Genomic DNA, 20,798 nt, shown 5'->3' on the forward strand with positions numbered 1-20,798 from the left:
AGCAAACTACTTTACAACAAGTTGTAACATTGCCATAATTTTTTTCAGGAGGCGATAATATTGGAAAACTTTACATATTACAACCCAACTAAACTTATCTTTGGTAAAGGGCAGGTACAAGAACTTAAAACTGAAATACCCCAATACGGAAAAAAAGTATTGCTGATATATGGTGGCGGTAGTATCAAGAGAAATGGTTTGTACGACCAAGTCATTGACCAATTAAATGAAATAGGGGCAGAGGTACACGAGTTTTCAGGTGTAGAACCTAATCCACGTCTGTCTACAGTTAGAAAAGGAATCGAAATTTGCCGTAATGAAGGCATTGAGTTTTTGCTCGCTGTTGGTGGGGGAAGTGTTATTGACTGTACAAAAGCAATTGCAGTTGGCGTAAAATACGATGGTGATGTATGGGATTTCATGTCTCGAAAAGCAGTTGCTACTGACGCTTTGCCTTTAGGTACTGTTTTGACAATAGCTGCAACAGGTTCAGAAATGAATTCAGGCTCAGTTATTACAAATTGGGAAACGAATGAAAAATATGGATGGGGTAGCCCTGCTGTGTTTCCTAAATTTTCAATTCTAGATCCAGTTTATACATATTCACTGCCAAAGGACCAAACTGTGTATGGAATGGTTGATATGATGTCACATGTGTTGGAACATTACTTCCATCATGAACCTAACACGTTAACCCAAGACAGATGGTGTGAGTCTATACTTAAGACGGTCATCGAAACGGCACCAAAACTAATTAATGACTTAGAAAACTATGATTACAGAGCGACTATTATGCTTAATGGAACTCTTGCATTAAATAAAATGTTAAACATGGGATATAGCGGAGACTGGGCTACACATAATATTGAACATGCCGTATCTGCTGTATATGATATTCCTCATGGTGGTGGACTTGCGATTCTGTTCCCGAATTGGATGAAGCATGTTTTGGATGAAAATGTAGAACGTTTCAAGCAATTGGCTGTTCGTGTCTTTGATGTCGATCCTGAAGGAAAAACGGATCGAGAAGTAGCACTTGAAGGAATCGATAAGCTAAGAGAATTTTGGAACAGCATTGGTGCACCTTCAAGATTGGCAGATTACGACATTGGAGAAGAAAACCTTGAACTAATGGCTGAAAAAACAGTTGTTTTCGGTGAATTTGGTCGCTTTAAAGTACTAGGTAAACAAGACTCACTTGAAATACTAAAAGCATCATTATAATTGATATTTATAAACTGCAAAAAAGGCTCATACTACCTGTGTGAGTCTTTTAACTTTATTCACCCTATGGCTGAATAAAGTTAAAGCCTCCGGCGGAGACATGCGATTTTCAATAGTTTTTTTAAATGGCTACGCTTACAATGAGTCGGCGGTCTTGATTTAACAGAAAAGTTTGGTTACAGTGAAAAGAGGCATTGAAAACTAAAGGGTGGAGGTATTGAAAATGACACATGTTCGTTTTGATTATTCAAAAGCATTAACTTTTTTTGGAGAACATGAAATTACATATCTACGTGATGCGGTTAAGGTCGCACACCATTCTATACATGAAAAAACTGGCGCAGGTAGTGATTTCTTAGGATGGGTAGACCTTCCTTCCGAATACGACAAAGAAGAATTTTCACGCATTCAAAAAAGCGCTGAAAAAATCAAATCAGATTCTGACATTTTACTTGTAATTGGTATCGGTGGATCTTATCTTGGTGCAAAAGCAGCTATTGATTGGTTAAACCACTCCTTCTATAATTCCTTAACAAAGGAACAGCGTAAAACACCACAAATCGTATTTGTAGGGAACAACATCAGTTCTACATATATGAAAGACCTAATGGATTTACTTGAAGGTAAAGATTATTCAATTAACGTCATTTCTAAATCTGGAACAACAACTGAACCAGCATTAGCTTTCCGTATCTTCCGTAAAATGTTAATTGAAAAATACGGAAAAGAAGAAGCTCAAGGCCGTATCTTCGCAACAACTGATAAAGCTCGTGGAGCATTGAAAACTCTAGCAACTGAAGAAGGCTATGAATCCTTCGTTATTCCAGATGATGTTGGTGGTCGTTACTCCGTTTTAACAGCTGTTGGGCTACTTCCAATTGCCGTTAGTGGTGCAAATATTGAAGAAATGATGAAGGGTGCACAAGCAGCAAGTGTAGATTTCTCTAAATCAGAGCTTGAAGAGAACGCTGCTTACCAATATGCGGCTGTTCGTAATGCACTATACAACAAAGGCAAAACAATTGAGATGCTAATCAACTATGAACCGGGTCTTCAATACTTCTCTGAGTGGTGGAAGCAATTATTTGGCGAAAGTGAAGGGAAAGACCAAAAAGGAATTTACCCATCATCTGCAAACTTCTCAACAGACCTTCATTCACTTGGACAATATGTTCAGGAAGGACGACGTGATTTATTTGAAACAGTCATTAATATCGAAAAATCCCGTCATGAATTAATTGTTGAAGCAGAAGATAATGATTTAGATGGATTAAATTATCTAGCTGGTAAATCGGTCGATTTTGTTAATAAGAGAGCATTCGAAGGTACAATGCTTGCTCATACAGATGGAGGCGTACCAAATCTAATTGTCCATGTACCAGAAATGGACGAGTATTCATTTGGATACCTTGTGTACTTCTTTGAGAAAGCATGTGCAATGAGTGGATACCTATTAGGTGTAAATCCATTCGACCAACCAGGTGTAGAAGCATACAAAGTTAATATGTTTGCTCTACTAGGTAAGCCTGGTTTCGAAGAGAAGAAGGCTGAACTAGAAAAACGCTTATAAGCTGATCATAGTAAAAGGGATTCCCGAATGGAGAATCCCTTTTAACTTTTTATGATTAATATGTGATCATTTTTTCGTATTTCAAGTGAAAGTGGAGGATTAATTGTTATTTCTTCGCCTCGTTTAATTCCAATTAAAATTTTTCCTTCTTTTAATAAAGTTTCACTCGCTTTTTGAAAAGTTAATCCCACCAAATCAAAGGTAGTTTCCAAAAACTGAAGTTTTACACCCTTTAAATCAACTAACATGGACAGTAAAGCATCTGACACTCCATGTGAAAAAAGACTATTGACCATCACTAAACTAGAAATTCGGTTAGTTTGGATGATTTCATCTGCACCTCCACGCTTTGCATTTTTAATCTGATGAGTAGTTAGTATTTCTACAATTGTATAAGCGGATGGGTTCAACCCTTTTATCGCAAGTAATGTCAAGATGGTGAGCATATCAGCATGTACTTCATCCTTACCTTGATCGGCGGTAACTAAGACCATTTCTGCATCCTGTATATTTGCTTGTTTTAAAGTCTCGTCACGAGTCGGATCCCCTTTTATAAAATGAAAATGATTGCCAGGCATCGGGTTTTTTTCTAAGGAGTCATCAATTAACAGAATTTCAGTTGCTGACCCTGGAGTTTTAAGAAACGAAATGGTTTCCCTTACACGTTCATTCCAACCAATGATAATAATGTGTTTTTTTCCGTGGAATCCAGACGTGCCTTCAAGGTATGCATTTTGGGTAACGAAGGTTGAAGTTGAAATCGCAGCGAAATAGCGGGTCACAATTCCAACACCGATAAAGATCAGAAACATCCCCACAATTCTTCCTACAAATGAAGTTGGAGCATAATCACCGTATCCTACTGTTGCGGCGGTGACAATCGACCACCAAACCCCGTCGAAAACGGTTGGAAAGTTTTCTGGCTCAATTAAGTGAATAATGGCACCAAAGATGATGATGACTAATAAAACAATTCCAATAAGCTTGGCAATCAAAAAGCGCTTAAAAAAGGAAGCTAAGATACTTGTTAACAAACACTCCACTCCTTTTTTCTTCTATTTTTTTTCATCTTTTGGTAGAAAGGCAAAAATCTCTTTTATGATTGTATTAATCCTCCGAGTAATCTCTTCGTCTCCAAAGGTTTCCTTCGCTTTTTCAATAGCTTCAATAACCTCTTGATCAAATTCAATCAATGGCTTGTCTTCTTCTGCCTCATTGTATAACTGAATGACAACGTCTAAGCCTTCATTCAACCGATCAATCGAATCACTAAGTGTCTTCTTTTCATTTTCATTAAGCTTCATACGTTTACTCCTCTTCCTTGGTCCTTTCCTATATAGTGTGTTCAAAAGCTAGCTATTTTTGCATAAATTTCCTAGATATTCGAAAACTATTGGAGGGAAGAAAATATGAATTGGGAGTGAGTAGAATGGATATTCGTAGAGCAAAGCAAATCTTATCTTCATCAAATGAAGTAACCGTTCATTATCAAGGCACTTCAGTATGGATTGACAGCTGTGATGAGCAGGGGAATATGTGCACAGTCCACCTAAGAGGTCGGGAGCATGAAAAAAATATTGTCCCAGTAGCTGAATTGGAAGAGTTGTGAAAATAAAATTCTTTGAACGGGTTGATCTTAGTCGAGTGTAACCTGGCATTCTGACTCGACAGAGAAAATTCTAGTTTTCTCTGTCTGAAACAGCCCGTCATTCTGACTTGCTCTAGAGGTATCTGGTGCTCAGAGTTCGAATCAATCACACATTTGGACTTACGGTAGAGTTTTCTAGTTCAGCCTGTCCGAATCAACCCGTAATTCTGACACAAAGGAGAAGTTACTGGTTGAGTCTGTCAGAATAACTCATGTATTCGGACTCACCGTAGAGGTTTGAATTTCACTGAGTCCGAATCAACCCGTAATTCTGACACAAAGGAGAAGTTTCGGGTTGAGTCTGTCAGAATAACCCTTGTATTCAGACTCACTGTAGAGTTTTTTGGTTCACTGAGTCAGAATCATCCAAGCATTCTGACACAAAGGAGAAGTTTCGGGTTGAGTCTGTCAGAATACCCCTTGTATTCGGACTCAAAGTAGAGAATTCTGGTTCACTGAGTCCGAATCAACCCGTAATTCTGACACAAAGGAGAAGTTACTTGCTGTGTCTGTCAGAATAGCTCATGTATTCGGACTCACCGTAGAGGTTTGAATTTCACTGAGTCCGAATCAACCCGTAATTCTGACACAAAGGAGAAGTTACTGATGTAGTCTGTCAGAATACCCCTTGTATTCAGACATACCGTAGAGATTTCCGGTTCACTGAGTCCGAATCAACCCGTAATTCTGACACAAAGGAGAAGTTACTTGTTGTGTCTGTCAGAATCACTCATGTATTTCGACTCACCGCAGAGTTATAAAAGTTCTCTGAGTCAGAATATCAAGAAGGATTCGGAAACACTACTAGGTTCCTTATTAAAATCGAATGACAAAACAAAAGCTCCCATGTTACGCAAAGGGGAGCTTTTTTAATCCCAAAATCCGCTAATGAATTTTGCGAAAATATCCGAACTAAAGTAAAAGAATGAGCAAAGAAAAAAAGCAATCACAAGTCCTGTTAAAATCCAGCTAAGTGTCTCCTTCTTCACACAATCACCTCTTTTATATACTATTTGCATAATAGAATCTTTCATACAACCCAAAAAACCTCTAGGTAGCCTTAGAGGTTCTTTGTATATATAAATGATAGGGAAAACGCAGTAAAAAGTGCCTCTAATTATGAGAGAGTAATTAGAGGCAAGAGAGAAATGAAAACTTCATTGAATTAGACGACCTGTTGTGTAAAAGGTTACAAACTCTATAAAATTTTTTTTAGGTTACTCATTCTTTTTCTCTTCCAAGCATATATATAGGACAAGCGAATAAAAGAGGGGGATTTGATATGTCTTATCCAGGATCGAAGGGTTGGTACGTGAAACAATTAAAAGAAAAAGGGATTTACCATCATCCAGTTGAGCGAAAAAAACTAGAAACGTATAAAACATATATCCTACGAAAGTTGTATTTTGAACTAGTTGCGGATAAGGAAGCAGATAAATAATTGTCAGAAGCGGTCCCCGAGGCTGCTTTTTTTATGCTAACATTCATCTCCAAATCTATTCACTTTTAAAATATAATAAAAGATGAGTAGGAGGGGGAACAGTGGAAACAGTCGAAATCGATTTATCAAAACGATTTGAGATAGCCTTCAATCGTGTTCATAAAGCATTAAGTAAAATGGTCAAGAATGTGAATGGAGATATATTTAGTCAATTGGTTGCGCATGGTGCAAAAAGGCATGCCATTATCCGCTCCTATAAGGATGAACTCTTTCAGTTTGCTAAGCTCCGCAATGCCATAGTCCATGAAAAGTTACGTGCTGATTTTTATATAGCTGAGCCACATCAAGAAGTGGTTGAGCGTATTGAGGAAATTGCAGCACTCTTGGAGAAACCGGTAACGGCATTATCGATTTCTAGTCGCCCGGTTATTTATTTTAATTTTCATTCCTCTATTAAAGATGTGATTCTTGCAATCCATAACAATTCCTATACGAAGTTTCCGATCTACAAAGATGGTACTTGCATTGGAATTTTAACGTCTGGGGCCATTATGAAATGGATGGCCAAACAATTATCAAATGATAGTATCGATTTATCAAATATCAGAGTTGGGGAAGTCATCCCCTACGAAACAAAGCATCTAATCGAGATTGTTGATCAAAATTGTGATATATTCGCTGTTGAAGAAAAGTTTGAAAAACGCCATGCGCATGGTAAAAAACTAGAAGCGGTAATCATAACCGAAACTGGACAAATCGACGAAAAGCCATTAGGGATCATTACATCATGGGACTTAATTGAGATTGATTAAAACGTGAAATAAAAAGGCACTGAAATCAGTGCCTTTAATTTTTTAAACTGAATATAAGAATGTCGCTTCCACCCTAGCCGTAATCGTTAACTCTCCAGCCTGAATCGGTGTACCAGCCTCACTTTTAGCAAACATAGCAGTTTGAAATGGAATAGGTGGGCTTTGTTGTGATAACTCCTTAATTTGAAGGGGGACTTCTTGGAGTGCAACTCCTAATTTTTTGGCAATTGTTCTTGCTTTATCTTGTGCATCTTGAACCGCATTCTGAAGTGCTCTTTCATAATAAACTTGAGGATTGCGTACTGTAAAATTAATATTCGTCACCGTATTGGCTCCGTTCTGAACGGCTGTATCCACAACGGTACCAACAGATTGGATGTCCACATCTGATATTTGTAACATATGAGTGACCCTGTAGCCCCTTAAGGTCTGTTTCGAGTTTTCATAGTCATAAATGATGTCGATTCGAAAATCTACTGTTTTGATATGTTCATTTGGTATCCCTAGTCCTAATAAAGAATCTATGACCTTTTTTGTTAGTTGGTTATTTTCATTCTGTGCTTCCGTAACTGTGCTATTTTCTGTGATGACTCCTAATGTGATGGAGGCAATATTCGGTGCAGTTGTAACAATTCCCTCACCATTTACTTGCATTCTATGTGTATTGTTACTATTGTTCCTTGTAGGTTGAGAACGCATCATCCAAGGTTCATAATAATACATAGTAGAGCTCCTTCCCAAAATAATTTTTTTGGTATTGTATTACTTCAAGAACATTTAGGTGTGCATACAAAAAAATAAAGCCCACGAAATTCGTGAGCTTAGCTTGCCATTCTTTTTCGATACATGGGTCCGAAAAAGACGTGTAAACATATATCCCCTGTAAAGTGAGCGATCATTGCTATTTCAATTCCAAACTTCCAATATAAATACCCAAACAACATTCCAGGTATGGCATTAAGTAAAACCGTACGGATAATAACAATTTTTGATTTGCCGAAAAGTCCAAAAGCAGCCGGCAAATGTCCTACGCCAAATAAAACGGCAGCAACGATGATTCCAATCCAGTATGAAAGATCTCCAAGCCCTAAGAGGCTTAATACATATACCACTGCTGTCATTAAGAATAAGCGGGTTAAAACTTCCTCTGAGATTCCACCATAAAATGAAGCCAAAAACGATTGAAATCTAGAAGGTTCATCCATTTGAACATTAGGTATCTTTTTCATGAAAAGAATATCCAAACCGATGATGATAATGGCTGCAACAAACCCAATCACAATACTCAATAGAATGGTCCCTGAGATGGAGTATGGAACAGCGCTCCCATCTAACCAGTAATCAATTAACCACCAATGTAAGTCAACATTTGGAGCAAGCCATGTTCCAATAAATGCTGATACTCCTAATAACACAACACTTTGAATGATACTGATTAAAACAAGGACGGGAGTAGGAGGAATCTTTTTCGTGGGATTCTTTTTTGCATCCTCCTCAATTTTTCCTTTTAACATTTTAAACTGATAAGGCATAACGACGATTGCCCCAATTGATGCAGCTAACCAAAATATAAAAAACTCTGTCATCATGAACACCCTCATTCATTTTCGTTATCATATATTTTCCGTTGATAATACGAATGAAGTGCATAGAAAGTTCAATATTATTTTTCAAATTCAACAAAAAAGGTACCCTTTAAGGCACCTTAATCATACTTGATCTTCTTTAACAGTATTCATGATGGATACAATATTTTTAACCCAATGATTATTTAGACCAGTGGCGTCATTGGCTGCTTGATTTGGAGCATAGATTGTTTGGATTTCTCCGATTGTTTCATTTCCGTTCTCTACATAGTATTTCTTTAAATAGATCGCTTTAAAGTGGATACTATCTTCAATAGAACGAAACTTTTGCCATTCTGTTCCACCTTCGACTAATTCCTGGCAACCAGGGTTTGGATAATCCTCACCAAAAATATCAGCGTAAATATCGGGCATACAAGTTATACCTCCAATATTATTCCAAGGTGAGGCTGAAATATCAGAATCCCCCCAACCTGTTTCCTGAGCAGCTAATGCCGCTAAAAACACAGGATCAATATTGTGTTCCTCGCCTGATTTTACAAAGTTTGGTCCTAAACCTTTTAAATTTCCCTTTAAATGCTTGTCCAATTCTGAACCGGAAATAGTATTTTCCTGCTCGACATCATAATGTTTTGAAGCCATTTGCACAGGCTTGCTTTGGGGTTTTTGGTTATTTATTTTTTCTTTCTTTAATTCTTGTACTGGATTGATTGCTGGCGTGTTTTTCTTTTCAAGTGTTTCAGCATTTGAATGTTGCATATTAGCGAAAATACTTGTTCCTATAATGATTACAACACCAATTATATAAATAAGAGCTGGTTTTTTAAGTAAAAGGTTTGAGATTTTCAAAGTATCCTACCTCCTTCATAAGACCTTTTTCCTACTCATGGAAACTATCCTAACATACTAAAATGACAGTTATGTTACAAAGGTGTTATAACAATCTTATAAAAAGATGACAGACGGTATAGGGTGTTTGCAAATATAGTGCTAGTCTAGTATAATCAGGAACTGTATGTTCGTTGTCAGAAACGTAAACATTTCCCATTTTTATCAATAAAATGGAAGTAAATTGCTTTTAAGGCAAAAAATATACAATGAAAGGTGTTTGTTATGTATTTTCAAAGTTTGCTAATGAAAGAGGATCTGAATAAGAGCCCGTCAGAGGTCAAACAGGATTTAGAGGATTTGCAGTTTCAACTTTTTCGCATGCAAGATAACATTAAAGAAATTTCCAAAAAGCATCAAGTCATCGGTATTGACCAATCAAAGGATGATAAATGGGTGATTGTATCTGCCTTTGATGATGGAAATCGATGTCAAATCATGGTGAATGATTGTGACACAGCCTATAGAGGTAACTGGGATTTTTCACTTCAGGCACAATACAAAGATGAAGATAATGCGATTCATATTGGTGATATCAAAGGACCTGCGAACCAGGGCTATGGTTCGATTTGTATGAATCATTTAAAGGAGATTGCGCGAGAACAAAACATCCCTGTTATTAAAGGCGATATTGCAAAAAGAGACTGGGATCACGTTGATCGTCTTGTCTATTTTTATGAAAAACACGATTTCGAAGTTGAAATCGATCCTACAACAAAATCGGGTGAAATTATTTGGAAAGATTAATTAAAAAGAAAGAGGCCTACTTACCACATATCTTACGGTAAAGCAGGTCTTTTTATTTATTTGAGGGTATTTGAAGGAGAATAGTTACTTTTTAACTTTCACAAATAATGGTACCATTATAATAAAATCGGTTTAGTCATAGGAGCTCACGTCATGAAAATAATAAACAAAGGTTTAATACTTGGAATTGCAGCGATTATTCAGGGCTTTGCCATGGCAACCTTTTTATTTCCACATTATATTCCAACTGGAGGAGCTGCTAGTGTCGCAGTACTGGTCAATTTTTTAGCGGGTACTCCTTTTGATATTACGCTTTGGGTACTAAATGCGGGTCTTTTATTTGCAGCGATTAAGTGGCTTGGAAAAGATGCAGCGATTTGGACGCTGTACTGTGTCACAGTAACAGCACTCACCATTCGTCTGATCAGTCCATTGGTAACAAATCCAATCTCAAATGTAATCGTCGATTTGATCGTAGGTTCGATGATCTTTGGTGTTGGAATTGGGATTTTATTTCGAATGGGTGCTTCGTCAGGTGGAATGGATATCTTAGCTTTAATCATTTCAAAGCTTAAAGGATTTTCACCAGGAAAAACACTGTTTGCAATTAATGGTACGATTTTGCTTTTGACAGGACTCATCGTGGATTGGAAAATCATCATCTATGCGCTCGTTAGTCAATTCATAAGTACAAGGATTATCGATCTTTTATATAAGGTCCAATTACCGAAACGGCAAATTCAAAAACATAATACAAGTACGTTTTAACAAAAAAGGCGAGAACCCTAAAAATGAGGTTCTCGCTTTTTTATGTCAAGCTATAGGTGCCTGGTTATTTAGTTCATAGCAATCCAGACACTCTTTACTTCTGAATAGTTATTTAATGCATAGGATCCCATTTCACGGCCGATTCCTGATTGCTTGTAGCCACCAAATGGAGAAGCTGCATCGAATGCATTATAGCAGTTCACCCATACTGTTCCAGCTCGTAAGTTGTTTGCGATATAATGTGCTTTTCCAACATCTCGCGTCCACACACCAGCTGCAAGACCATACTCAGAATTATTTGCACGTGCAATTAATTCATCAAGGTCATCATATGGCATTGCCGAAATAACAGGACCAAAGATTTCTTCTTTCGCGATTGTCATTTCATCCTTTACATTTGCAAAAATAGTTGGAGATACGAAATAGCCTTCTTCAAATGGTTTTTGACCACCGACAACTAGTTCTGCACCTTCGTTAATTCCTTTTTCAATATATCCTAAAACGCGATTTTGTTGTTCGATTGAAACAAGCGGTCCAATTTCTGTATCAGAATGTAAACCTGCTCCTTGTTTAATCTTTTCAGCATGGCTTGCCATGTCTGCCACAACATTATCAAATTGTTTCTTTTGAATGAAAACACGTGATCCAGCACAACATACCTGACCTTGGTTAAACATAACACCGTTCAATGCGCCAGGAATAGCCTTTGAAAGATCAGCATCAGGTAAAATAATATTTGGAGACTTTCCACCTAATTCTAATGTTACACGTTTTAATGTTTTGGAAGCTCTTTCCATAATGCTTTTTCCTACTTCTGTTGAACCAGTGAACGCAATCTTATCAACCAATGGATGATCAACTAGAGGTTGACCAGCTGTTTCACCAAAGCCAGGAACGATATTCACAACCCCAGCTGGGAATCCTGCTTCTTCCATTAGCTCTGCTAAATAAAGAGCAGAAAGAGGAGTTTGTTCGGCTGGTTTTAATACAATTGTACAACCAGTTGCAAGAGCTGCACCAAGCTTCCACATTGCCATTAATAGTGGGAAGTTCCATGGAATGATTTGTCCCACAACACCAACAGCTTCATGACGAGTATAGTTAAAGAATGGTCCATTTACAGGAATAGTTTGTCCTACAATTTTCGTAGACCATCCAGCATAATAACGCATATGTTCAATTGCTAGAGGAATATCTGCATTGGATGTTTCACGAATCGGTTTCCCATTATCCAATGTTTCCAACTGTGCTAGCTCATCTTTATGTAGCTCCATCAAATCTGCCAGTTTATACATGATACGGCTTCTTTCGGCTGCCGTCATTTTTTGCCAAGGGCCTTCATCAAAAGCTTTTCGGGCAGCTTTTACAGCACGGTCAATATCTTCTGGACCAGCTTCACTTACAGTTGCTAATACTTCTCCGGTAGCTGGATTATAGGATTCGAATGTTTTACCAGAAGCACTTTCAACAAATTCTCCATTGATGTAAAGCTTCTTAGTCCCTCTTAAAAATGACTCAACCTTTTCTCGTAATGCAAAAATTAATTGGCTCATTTTCTTCCTCCTTTTTAATATGAAACTAGCAATACAGGCATTGCTAAAAACACCTACAATACTAATGTTAACATTTAAAAACTAGTAATCAACCAACTTTTGGTAAAAAATTCCGACAATTCATGACGGGTTTTTTCGACAAAAAAGAAGCAGATGTAGTTAACAAAATTGTTGAAATAATAACGAATTTACAAATGTTGTTCCATTGATATTTGAATTCTTTATTTAAATCATTTACTATAAAATTTAAAAATGCTAGTTCAAAAGTAGGTATTGAACATGAATGAACGAAAACAATTTGTCTTAGAAAAGGCTCATCAGCTCTTTATGGAAAAAGGGTTTCAAGCCACGTCAATCCAAGATATCCTTGATTCTAGTGGGATTTCAAAGGGGACCTTTTATAACTATTTTTCTTCAAAAAGCGAACTGTTTATGGCCGTTTTTAACTCAATCCAAATCAAAAACGAGGAAGAGCGGAATAAATTATTAATAGGTGAAAACCTTGCGAATATTGATATCTTTAGTAAACAATTAGGTCTCTTTTTCCAGCTAAATAAGCAAAACAAACTTTATGCTCTGATTGAAGAGGCCCTTGTATCGAATGATCCGGACTTAAAGCAGTTTGTAAAACAATTTCAGTTATTGCAACTCAGATGGCTTTATTATCGTTTTATTGACTTATTTGGTGAAGAGAAACGTGAGTATTTATTGGATTGTGCGATTCTTTTTTCCGGAATGCTACAACAATCGTTTCAATATCACTTCTTTACATATGGTCCGAAAGTTGACCATGAAGCCATCATTCAATATTGTGTCGATCGCTTAATAACTTTAGTTGAAGATGTCGATAAAGCAAATAGTAAGCTATTGAATCCTGAGTTACTAAAAACGTGGTTGCCTGAAAAGAATGAAGGGAAAAAGAATGTTCAAAATGAATTTTTCGAAAAATCAAATGCCCTGAAAAAGGCGATTATGAAAATTGGTCAAAATGAACAGGAAAAAGTAAAGTGCCATCAATTAGTTGACTTTATTCAGGAAGAAGCTATGAATAGTAAACTCCCACGTCTCTTTCTAATCGAGAGTTCACTCCTGTCATTAGTGATGAGTAAAGAGCTTCAACGAACAGAGGAGCTTGCTCAGTTTGCTCACTTTGTGAGAGAGCATATATTAAACCAAGAACAGACCCAATCAAACTGATCGGGTCTGTTGTGTTTTTATCAATAAGAAAAGCCACTCAATGTGGACCAAAGAGTGACTTTAATGATGGAGTTGATGGGAATCGAACCCACGACCCTTTGCCTGCCAGGCAAATGCTCTCCCCCTGAGCTACAACCCCGTATCAATTTAGCAAAATTATATCATGTGTTTTTTTAATAGACAATATTTTAATACGCTTTTTTGCATGAGGATCTCCAAAATTTCATATATTCTACTAAAAAAGCTGTAAAAGAATCCTTTAATTTCGATATAAATAACCAGAAAAAAATGGTAAAATTGATTAAACCTAAAATGGTGGTGGACTTGTGATTTATTTATATGTATTAGCTTCTTATTTTATAGGAACGGTTATGACCGGATATGTCGTCATGAGGTTTATGAAAGGCGAGGATATTCGCAAACTCGGTAGCGGGAATGTAGGGGCACGGAATGCTGGTAGATTGCTAGGAAAGAAGGGATTTTTGCTAACAGCCATTGGTGATGTTCTAAAAGGGATGGTTGTAGTTCTAGGTGCAAAATACTTGAATTTTTCATTTGAAATTCAGATTCTCTCATTAATCGCAGTCGTCATCGGACATCTTTGGCCAATTACCCTCAAATTTAAAGGCGGAAAAGGAATTGCGACCGCAGCTGGTGGATTAGTTGTATTGGCTTACCAACCGTTTTTAGTATTCGGTGCGATCTTCCTTCTTTTATTACTGATTTTGAGAAGCTTTACGTTAGCTGGAATGTCTGCTTTTCTTACTATCCCGGTCATTTATTGGTTCATGGATTATTCCATCCGTGAATGTATTCTTATTTTTATTGTAATCGCCCTATTACTAGTGGCACACCGTGACAACCTAAAGGAAAAATTAATGAATAAAAACAAATAAGCGGAGTGATTCCAACGTGACTTTTGTCTATAAAATAGCACGGACAAAACAAGAATTTAATCAAATCCATCGTTTAAATTACAAAACATTTGTGGAAGAAATTCCACAGCATGAAAAAAATGAAGAAAAAATGTTAATTGATAAATTTCATGATGAAAATACATATTTAATTTGCGTAAAGGATTCTAAATTAGTAGGTATGATTGCTGTAAGAGCCAATAGACCGTTTTCACTTGATCATAAGCTTCCAAATCTTGATGAACAGCTGCCAGTTAAACCAAATAGTCCGTGCGAAATTCGTTTGCTAGCTGTTGAGGAAGAATATCGGAATAATGGGAGGATCTTTTTTGGCCTTGCCCAGCTTATGTCTAATTATTGCTTGAAAGAAGGCTATGATGTCGCCTTAATCTCAGGAACAACAAGACAAGAAAAATTATATCGTCAATTAGGATTCAAACCATTCGCATCTCTAACTGGGACCGAAGTTGCATCGTTTTGGCCGATGTATTTAACAAAACAAACGTTTGATGGATCTTTGGCTGGCAGAATATTAAAGGAACCTATTAGCTTTTTACCTGGCCCAATTAAAATAAGCGAGGATGTAAAAGCAGCACTTGGCGAGGAGCCGATTTCCCATCGTTCGAATGAATTTTCATTTCAAATGAAGTCTGTAAGAGAGAAATTATGTAAAATGACAAACTCAAAGCATGTAGAAATTTTAGTTGGCTCTGGTACTTTAGCAAATGATGTTATTGCGGCCCAGCTATCTGTACTAGGAGGTAAAGGCCTAATCATTAGCAATGGAGAGTTTGGGTCAAGATTAATTGATCATGCTAATCGAGCTGGTTTAGCTTTTACAAGATTAGAAAAAACATGGGGAACTCCTATTACAGAAGCTGATATAAAGAGTGAACTCGAAAATGGTGAGTATACATGGCTTTGGGGTGTCCATAGTGAAACCTCTACAGGTATGCTCATAAACTATGGAAATTTAAAAGAAATCTGCCTGAAGAACAATGTCAAGCTTTGTCTGGATTGTATTAGTACAATTGGAGCAGTTAAACTAGATTTCCAGAATATATACTTGGCATCAGGGGTGAGCGGGAAAGCAATTGGTGGCTATACTGGACTCTCATTTGTCTTCCATAATCATGAAGTCGTGCCAAATCAGTCAATTCCAAGATATTTGGATCTCGGAATGTATGCCTATAATCAAAGTATTCCATATTCCCATTCCTCGAACTTGCTAGAGGCTTTAAATCAAGCTCTTAAAAAATACGAAATAGATGAGTATTATTCTGAAATAAAAACAAGATACAAGTTGATTCGTGAATATCTTGAAGGTCTTGGCCTACAGATTTTAACACCACAAGAATCTTCATCACCTGCAATCATGACGGTGTTACTACCAAACCATATTTCTTCAAAGGACTTTGGTGATGATATGGCACTTCAGGGATATTACCTTCACTATGAGAGCAGCTATTTACAAGAAAAGAAATGGATTCAAATCTCGTGCCTAAGCAGCCACGATGAGAAGAAAATAGTAAAAATGCTACGTGTGTTTGAGCTATTATTAAATCAATATGCAAAATTAGGAGAACCCTCGGTATAGAGGGTTTTCTTTTTTTGTCTAGCTCTAGGCGCTATCGGCTCGAGTCATAAGCCAATCGCTTCGGAAGGCAGAAGGCGCCTTCCGCTTTTCTTTTTTGTAACATTTCTTTCCGAGTTTCGTCTAAGTGGAAAAGGGGTGAAATGGATGAAGAAAAGATGGTTCATTTATCTTGCTTCAGTTATTATATTCACGGCTATGACTATATTTTTTACCACTTCAAAACCAACCGTTGTCAGCCAGGTGGATACTGAAATCCAACCCGTCACAAAAGAAAAACTCCAAGAGATATTTCGGGAAGCGCTTAAGGAAGAAAAGCGGAATCAAAGGTTTAGTATTTTCGGAAGGGATACCGCTAAACAAGAAATGTCCGTAACGAATGAATCCTCCGCAGCTGATCAAGCCACTGAAGGTGGAAGTGATCATTCAGAAACGAATACACAGGTTCAGGGTGTTGATGAAGCAGACATTGTAAAAACAAATGGAAAACATATTTTTCAAATCATTGATGGAAAGCTTAATGTCATTAAAGCAGCACCTGCAAAGGAAATGTCTTTACTAAAATCCATACCATTCTCACACTCATTTTCACCAAGCCAATTATTTTTGTATGAAGACCAGCTCGTCGTAATTGGTTATACATTCCGTGATAGTACACCAAATGTAAATCCAAATCAGCGAAAGATGATATACCCGCCTAGACATTTTGAAGCTACAACGGCCATTGTTTATGACATAAATGATCCTAGTAATCCCGAGGAAATACGTAGGGTAGAAGTAGAAGGCAATCATGTGACATCACGGAGAATAGACAATTACGTATATCTCGTATCTAATCATTATCCAAATTATTGGATTATGGAAGACGTGAGGGACGATGAGGTCGAATTGAGACCGCGATTTTCAGATACTGCACATAAAGATGAAAGCACGTTAATCCCATATGAAGACATTCAATATATACCAGGCTCGAAAGAAACCAACTTCACTTTAATTGCGGCATTTGATTTAAATGAGCCTAAAAAAGAAGCTTCGATTACTTCCTATATAGGAAGTGGAAATCAAATGTATATGTCAAAGGAGAACATTTATATTGCGGTTTCAAACTACTATGCCGTACCTTTTATGGAGGGTGGGGCGGATAACTCTCCTAATACAAGCTTATATAAATTCTCAGTGGAAAAGGACAAAGTCGAATTCCATAGTTCGACTGAAGTACCAGGAACGATTTTAAATCAATTTTCAATGGACGAGTACAACGGTACTTTCCGAGTAGCCACAACGAAAGGGGATACTTGGAATACCAACAAACCTTCTGCGAATAATTTGTATATTTATGATGAGAATTTAAAGCAAATTGGTTCCTTAAGTAATTTAGCTCGAGGAGAACGAATTTATTCTGCAAGATTCATGGGGGAACGAATCTATATTGTTACATTTAAACAAGTCGATCCATTGTTTGTGATTGATGCTAGCAATCCAAAAAATCCAAAGGTATTAGGTGAGTTGAAAATACCGGGCTTTAGTAATTACCTTCATCCGTATGACGAAAACCATCTCATAGGCTTTGGTTATGACACAAAGGTTGTCGCCGATAAAACAAGTACAGGTGAGCCAATGGTGTATACTGATGGGATCAAAATTTCCTTGTTTGATATTCGAGATGTGAATCATCCAAAGGAGAAATTCACAGAAATCATTGGTGGTAGGGGGACATACTCGCCTTTAAATTATGACCATAAGGCTCTATTGTTTAATAAGGAAAAAGGAATCTTCGCATTCCCTATTACTGTTTTTCAAAATATAGAAGGAAAACAGTACGAACAACACTTCGAATTTCAGGGAGCTTTTGTGTACGATATCAATTTAGAAGGAATTGAACTTAAAGCAAAGTTATCACATGACGTTCCTGGCCCATATGAAACATGGGAGGGTGAGATTCAACGAGTCCTGACAATCGGTGATACTCTATACGCTATTTCGCCGACAAAAATTTCTGCATATAACGTAAAAAACTATGAGCAAATTTCTTCATCTTCATTGGATTAAAAAAGGGTAGAATTTCTTCTATCCTTTTTTGGTATTTATCTTATATACTTAATAAGATTATATAAGGAATGAAGGGACATACATGAATCAACCGAAAATAAATCCATACTTTGTATTAGCCATTGGTGCCGTTTCGGTATCCACCTCGGCTATATTTGTGAAATTAGCAAATGCGCCTGCACCCGTTATCGCTTTTTACCGGCTCTTTTTTACAGTTCTCTTGATGCTTCCTGTTTTTTTATGGAAATATAGAAATGAACTGCGGGCGATAAAGAAAAGAGATTGGCTATTTTCTAGCATTTCAGGGGTATTTTTAGCTCTACATTTCATACTGTGGTTCGAATCACTCAACTACACATCCGTAACAAGCTCAACTGTTCTCGTTACCATGCAGCCTGTCTTTGCTTTTATCGGAACCTATTTTTTGTTTAAAGAAAAAATAGGCTTAGGCGCAATCTTAAGTACCTGTTTAGCTCTATGTGGTAGTATCATTATTAGTTGGGGAGATTTCCAAATAAGTGGGAGTGCGTTATATGGTGACTTTTTAGCGATTGTTTCCTGCATAATGGTTACAGCCTATTTGTTATTTGGGCAAACAGTACGAAAACGCCTAACACTTGTCACCTATACATTTGTTGTCTACAGCATAAGTACAATTACCTTATTCTTATACGTAGTGATCCTCAAATATCCATTAGGAGGATACGCGAGTCAAGATTGGATGTACTTTTTATTACTAGCAATTGTACCTACCTTACTCGGCCACAATCTTTTCAACTGGTCATTAAAATGGGTAAGTACTTCAACCATTTCGGTAAGTATCCTATTTGAACCAGTTGGTGCAGCGATACTAGCATATTTTATCCTTTCAGAAAAAATCATCCACACACAGATATTCGGAGGAGTCATTATCATACTAGGTATTTGGCTTTACTCCATAGGTGAAAGGAAGAAAAAACAGCGGGTTCGACTATCAGAGCAAAGTGTAGGATAAAGAAAAGCCATGTCTATTAGCGTAGACATGGCTTCTTTTTTAAGTGAATTTTCGAGTCATAATAACGGAGCCGATTCCAATCACTATTAATAGGACTCCCATTAATAGTAGATTGGAATAAGGACTAGCCGTTGTTGGGAGCTTATTCCCTTGTACCTTTACACTCATTTCTGTAGCAAGAGTTGCTACCGTAAGTAACTTTTCTCCACGTACAAGGATAAAGTCAGAAGCTAGCATATCCTCGGAAACCTTAAGATCCAGCAAGTACTCATCATTTGCCCGGTATAGCTCAACTAATAGGTCTGCCCCATCAAGTGAACTTTTCTCAAGAAGCTTATTATATGCAACAGCTTCCTTAACACCATCTTTTAATAGATAGTACCGTGGTTGTAACTCAAAGATTTCAATCATTTTATCATACATCACAAGAAGCTCTTTTTGCTGCTCTGCCGATAATCCCTCTGAACTATTATAGGAGAAATATTGTTCTAAATTAGAACTAAGAGATTTCATATTCTCCTCAAAATTCATATCATTTAGACTCAAAAAGTGAAGAAATAAACCATCAATCTCATCTTCCGTTAATCCAATTTCTGAGAGCATCCGCTCTGCCTCAACTATTACCTCAGCATGATTTAAATAGAAATCAACTGTAGTTTCGAGGTCTTTAATAAATAAATAATCATGAATTGACTCCCCAAAACCACCAAGGATATGCTGTAACTCATCCTCATTTATATTATGTTTTGATAATAGAGTCTGGATTGTTTCTTTGTTAACAGGCTCACCTAAATAGGAAACCAATTCATCAACAGTCTCAAAATCCTTTACGGACAGATCGTAAACTGCTAAGTAATCCTCAAGATCACTCTCGGTAAAACCGGTTTCTGATGTATAATCCTTTAATTCCTCAGGGGTTACTTCAGCAAACACACTGTTAGAAACAAACGAAAATTGGAATAAAAAAATAACCCCAATTAGTAATAACTTCTTCATTCCTCTTCCTCCAAGCCATTATATTCATAGGTCTAGTATTTTCAACTTTTACCAAATAATGCATATGAGAGAAGAATAGACATAAAAAAACTGACATCCAAGCGATAGGAATGTCAGAATGGAAATGAAATTAATAAAAGGAACTAGCAAAAAAGCTGAAAACGAAGGCCATAATGATAGACGAAACAAAAGTGATAAAAGTGCTGGCCTCGATTCTTCCTTCATTATTACTTATTCTCAAACCTTCAATATATACGAATGAAAACAAAAATAAGCACATAGCTAATGATAAAAACATACCTACTGCTTGCAAAAATTCAAAAATCAAAACCCTTCCTCCTTCCAAAAATCCCATTAATAAAATATATGAGGCACTCTAGTAAATATGAATAAAATAATAGAGAACTTAAATGGATAGATAAATTTAATAGAACCAGCTTTACTAATTCCTATAAAAAGTATTTCATACCAAAACTATTTCTTGTATAATATTTATGGCTTTATCACATGATGAATTAGTAGAGAAAAGAGAAGAGAGTGCTTCTTAAAAAATCCTTAAAACTTTTTTTAAAAAAGGTCTTGAAAAAGGTAAAAAGAGATGATATATTAATTCTTGTCGCCAAAACAAGCGATACAGAAATTGAATGAGTGATAAAAAAACTTTTTAAAAAAGAAGTTGACACTCAAAAACGAAAATGTTATATTAGAAAAGTCGCTTCAGGGCGATGGACAAAGTTCTTTGAAAACTGAACACAATACAAGCGTCAACGTTTAATTCTAAAGTAACAAATTATTGAGCAAGATCTTTGCTTCTAGA

20 protein-coding genes and 1 tRNA gene are annotated in these 20,798 nt (G+C 36.7%); 12 read left to right on the forward strand and 9 right to left on the reverse strand.

All coding sequences use genetic code 11. From position 1 onward, the window contains the following. The first annotated feature begins 60 nt into the window (after nucleotides 1-60). The gene (locus tag CKJ95_RS21845; RefSeq protein ID WP_099355582.1) at nucleotides 61-1,224 is read left to right on the forward strand and encodes an iron-containing alcohol dehydrogenase; all 1,164 of its coding nucleotides are present in this window, start codon (nucleotides 61-63) and stop codon (nucleotides 1,222-1,224) included. Nucleotides 1,225-1,447: 223 nt separating this feature from the next. Continuing rightward, on the forward strand, nucleotides 1,448-2,794 hold the full coding sequence (locus tag CKJ95_RS21850) for a glucose-6-phosphate isomerase (protein WP_099355583.1): 1,347 nt from the start codon (nucleotides 1,448-1,450) through the stop codon (nucleotides 2,792-2,794). A gap of 41 nt (nucleotides 2,795-2,835) precedes the next feature. On the opposite strand, the gene CKJ95_RS21855 is transcribed toward CKJ95_RS21850, so the two are convergent. Beyond that, nucleotides 2,836-3,828, reverse strand: a complete 993-nt coding sequence (locus CKJ95_RS21855; RefSeq protein WP_099355584.1) for a potassium channel family protein — start codon at nucleotides 3,826-3,828, stop codon at nucleotides 2,836-2,838. A 21-nt stretch (nucleotides 3,829-3,849) separates the two neighbouring features. Next, on the reverse strand, nucleotides 3,850-4,098 hold the full coding sequence (locus tag CKJ95_RS21860) for an atypical membrane-integrating protein (Mistic protein) (RefSeq protein ID WP_099355585.1): 249 nt from the start codon (nucleotides 4,096-4,098) through the stop codon (nucleotides 3,850-3,852). A gap of 125 nt (nucleotides 4,099-4,223) precedes the next feature. On the opposite strand from CKJ95_RS21860, the gene CKJ95_RS21865 reads away from it, so the two are divergent. The 3 genes from CKJ95_RS21865 to CKJ95_RS21875 all read left to right on the forward strand — a co-directional run bounded on the left by CKJ95_RS21865 (nucleotide 4,224) and on the right by CKJ95_RS21875 (nucleotide 6,695). Continuing rightward, nucleotides 4,224-4,403, forward strand: a complete 180-nt coding sequence (locus CKJ95_RS21865; RefSeq protein WP_099355586.1) for an H-type small acid-soluble spore protein — start codon at nucleotides 4,224-4,226, stop codon at nucleotides 4,401-4,403. A gap of 1,321 nt (nucleotides 4,404-5,724) precedes the next feature. After that, a complete protein-coding gene (locus CKJ95_RS21870) occupies nucleotides 5,725-5,883 on the forward strand; it encodes a DUF2639 domain-containing protein (protein ID WP_099355587.1) in 159 nt (52 codons plus the stop codon). A 101-nt stretch (nucleotides 5,884-5,984) separates the two neighbouring features. Continuing rightward, nucleotides 5,985-6,695, forward strand: coding sequence for a CBS domain-containing protein (locus CKJ95_RS21875; RefSeq protein WP_099355588.1), 711 nt, complete (start codon nucleotides 5,985-5,987; stop codon nucleotides 6,693-6,695). 42 nt (nucleotides 6,696-6,737) lie between these two features. On the opposite strand, the gene CKJ95_RS21880 is transcribed toward CKJ95_RS21875, so the two are convergent. The 3 genes from CKJ95_RS21880 to CKJ95_RS21890 all read right to left on the reverse strand — a co-directional run bounded on the left by CKJ95_RS21880 (nucleotide 6,738) and on the right by CKJ95_RS21890 (nucleotide 9,130). Next, nucleotides 6,738-7,418 (reverse strand): SIMPL domain-containing protein, encoded by a 681-nt coding sequence (locus CKJ95_RS21880; RefSeq protein WP_099355589.1) that lies wholly within the window; start codon nucleotides 7,416-7,418, stop codon nucleotides 6,738-6,740. Nucleotides 7,419-7,516: 98 nt separating this feature from the next. Beyond that, entirely contained in the window at nucleotides 7,517-8,284 is a 768-nt protein-coding gene (locus CKJ95_RS21885) for a CPBP family intramembrane glutamic endopeptidase (protein WP_257215894.1), read from the reverse strand. Nucleotides 8,285-8,404: 120 nt separating this feature from the next. Further along, nucleotides 8,405-9,130 (reverse strand): glucosaminidase domain-containing protein, encoded by a 726-nt coding sequence (locus CKJ95_RS21890; RefSeq protein ID WP_099355591.1) that lies wholly within the window; start codon nucleotides 9,128-9,130, stop codon nucleotides 8,405-8,407. Nucleotides 9,131-9,394: 264 nt separating this feature from the next. Here CKJ95_RS21890 and CKJ95_RS21895 point away from each other — a divergent pair, with 264 nt between their 5' ends. Further along, nucleotides 9,395-9,916: a hypothetical protein gene (locus tag CKJ95_RS21895; RefSeq protein WP_180271650.1), complete on the forward strand. Its 522-nt coding sequence runs from the start codon at nucleotides 9,395-9,397 to the stop codon at nucleotides 9,914-9,916. Nucleotides 9,917-10,069: 153 nt separating this feature from the next. Then, nucleotides 10,070-10,684, forward strand: coding sequence for a YitT family protein (locus CKJ95_RS21900; protein WP_099355592.1), 615 nt, complete (start codon nucleotides 10,070-10,072; stop codon nucleotides 10,682-10,684). Between the two features lie 68 nt (nucleotides 10,685-10,752). On the opposite strand, the gene CKJ95_RS21905 is transcribed toward CKJ95_RS21900, so the two are convergent. Next, nucleotides 10,753-12,237 (reverse strand): aldehyde dehydrogenase family protein, encoded by a 1,485-nt coding sequence (locus tag CKJ95_RS21905; protein ID WP_099355593.1) that lies wholly within the window; start codon nucleotides 12,235-12,237, stop codon nucleotides 10,753-10,755. A gap of 279 nt (nucleotides 12,238-12,516) precedes the next feature. Between CKJ95_RS21905 and CKJ95_RS21910 the strand changes: the two genes are divergently transcribed. Further along, nucleotides 12,517-13,434, forward strand: a complete 918-nt coding sequence (locus tag CKJ95_RS21910) for a TetR/AcrR family transcriptional regulator (protein WP_099355594.1) — start codon at nucleotides 12,517-12,519, stop codon at nucleotides 13,432-13,434. A 67-nt stretch (nucleotides 13,435-13,501) separates the two neighbouring features. On the opposite strand, the gene CKJ95_RS21915 is transcribed toward CKJ95_RS21910, so the two are convergent. Continuing rightward, a tRNA-Ala gene (locus CKJ95_RS21915) sits at nucleotides 13,502-13,573 on the reverse strand. Between the two features lie 187 nt (nucleotides 13,574-13,760). On the opposite strand from CKJ95_RS21915, the gene plsY reads away from it, so the two are divergent. The 4 genes from plsY to CKJ95_RS21935 all read left to right on the forward strand — a co-directional run bounded on the left by plsY (nucleotide 13,761) and on the right by CKJ95_RS21935 (nucleotide 18,985). Further along, nucleotides 13,761-14,330 (forward strand): glycerol-3-phosphate 1-O-acyltransferase PlsY, encoded by a 570-nt coding sequence (gene plsY, locus CKJ95_RS21920; RefSeq protein WP_099355595.1) that lies wholly within the window; start codon nucleotides 13,761-13,763, stop codon nucleotides 14,328-14,330. Nucleotides 14,331-14,346: 16 nt separating this feature from the next. Next, entirely contained in the window at nucleotides 14,347-15,945 is a 1,599-nt protein-coding gene (locus CKJ95_RS21925) for an aminotransferase class V-fold PLP-dependent enzyme (RefSeq protein ID WP_099355596.1), read from the forward strand. 144 nt (nucleotides 15,946-16,089) lie between these two features. After that, on the forward strand, nucleotides 16,090-17,991 hold the full coding sequence (locus tag CKJ95_RS21930; protein ID WP_099355597.1) for a beta-propeller domain-containing protein: 1,902 nt from the start codon (nucleotides 16,090-16,092) through the stop codon (nucleotides 17,989-17,991). Nucleotides 17,992-18,073: 82 nt separating this feature from the next. Beyond that, the gene (locus CKJ95_RS21935; protein ID WP_099355598.1) at nucleotides 18,074-18,985 is read left to right on the forward strand and encodes a DMT family transporter; all 912 of its coding nucleotides are present in this window, start codon (nucleotides 18,074-18,076) and stop codon (nucleotides 18,983-18,985) included. Between the two features lie 39 nt (nucleotides 18,986-19,024). Here the strand turns inward: CKJ95_RS21935 and CKJ95_RS21940 are convergent, their stop codons facing one another. Both CKJ95_RS21940 and CKJ95_RS21945 read right to left on the reverse strand, forming a co-directional pair. Next, the gene (locus CKJ95_RS21940; RefSeq protein ID WP_257215895.1) at nucleotides 19,025-19,981 is read right to left on the reverse strand and encodes a processed acidic surface protein; all 957 of its coding nucleotides are present in this window, start codon (nucleotides 19,979-19,981) and stop codon (nucleotides 19,025-19,027) included. Nucleotides 19,982-20,111: 130 nt separating this feature from the next. Beyond that, nucleotides 20,112-20,309, reverse strand: a complete 198-nt coding sequence (locus CKJ95_RS21945; protein WP_099355599.1) for a hypothetical protein — start codon at nucleotides 20,307-20,309, stop codon at nucleotides 20,112-20,114. Nucleotides 20,310-20,798: the final 489 nt, after the last annotated feature.

This window comes from Fredinandcohnia onubensis (assembly GCF_002734285.1).
In the GTDB taxonomy this organism is placed as follows: domain Bacteria; phylum Bacillota; class Bacilli; order Bacillales; family Bacillaceae_L; genus Ferdinandcohnia; species Ferdinandcohnia onubensis_A.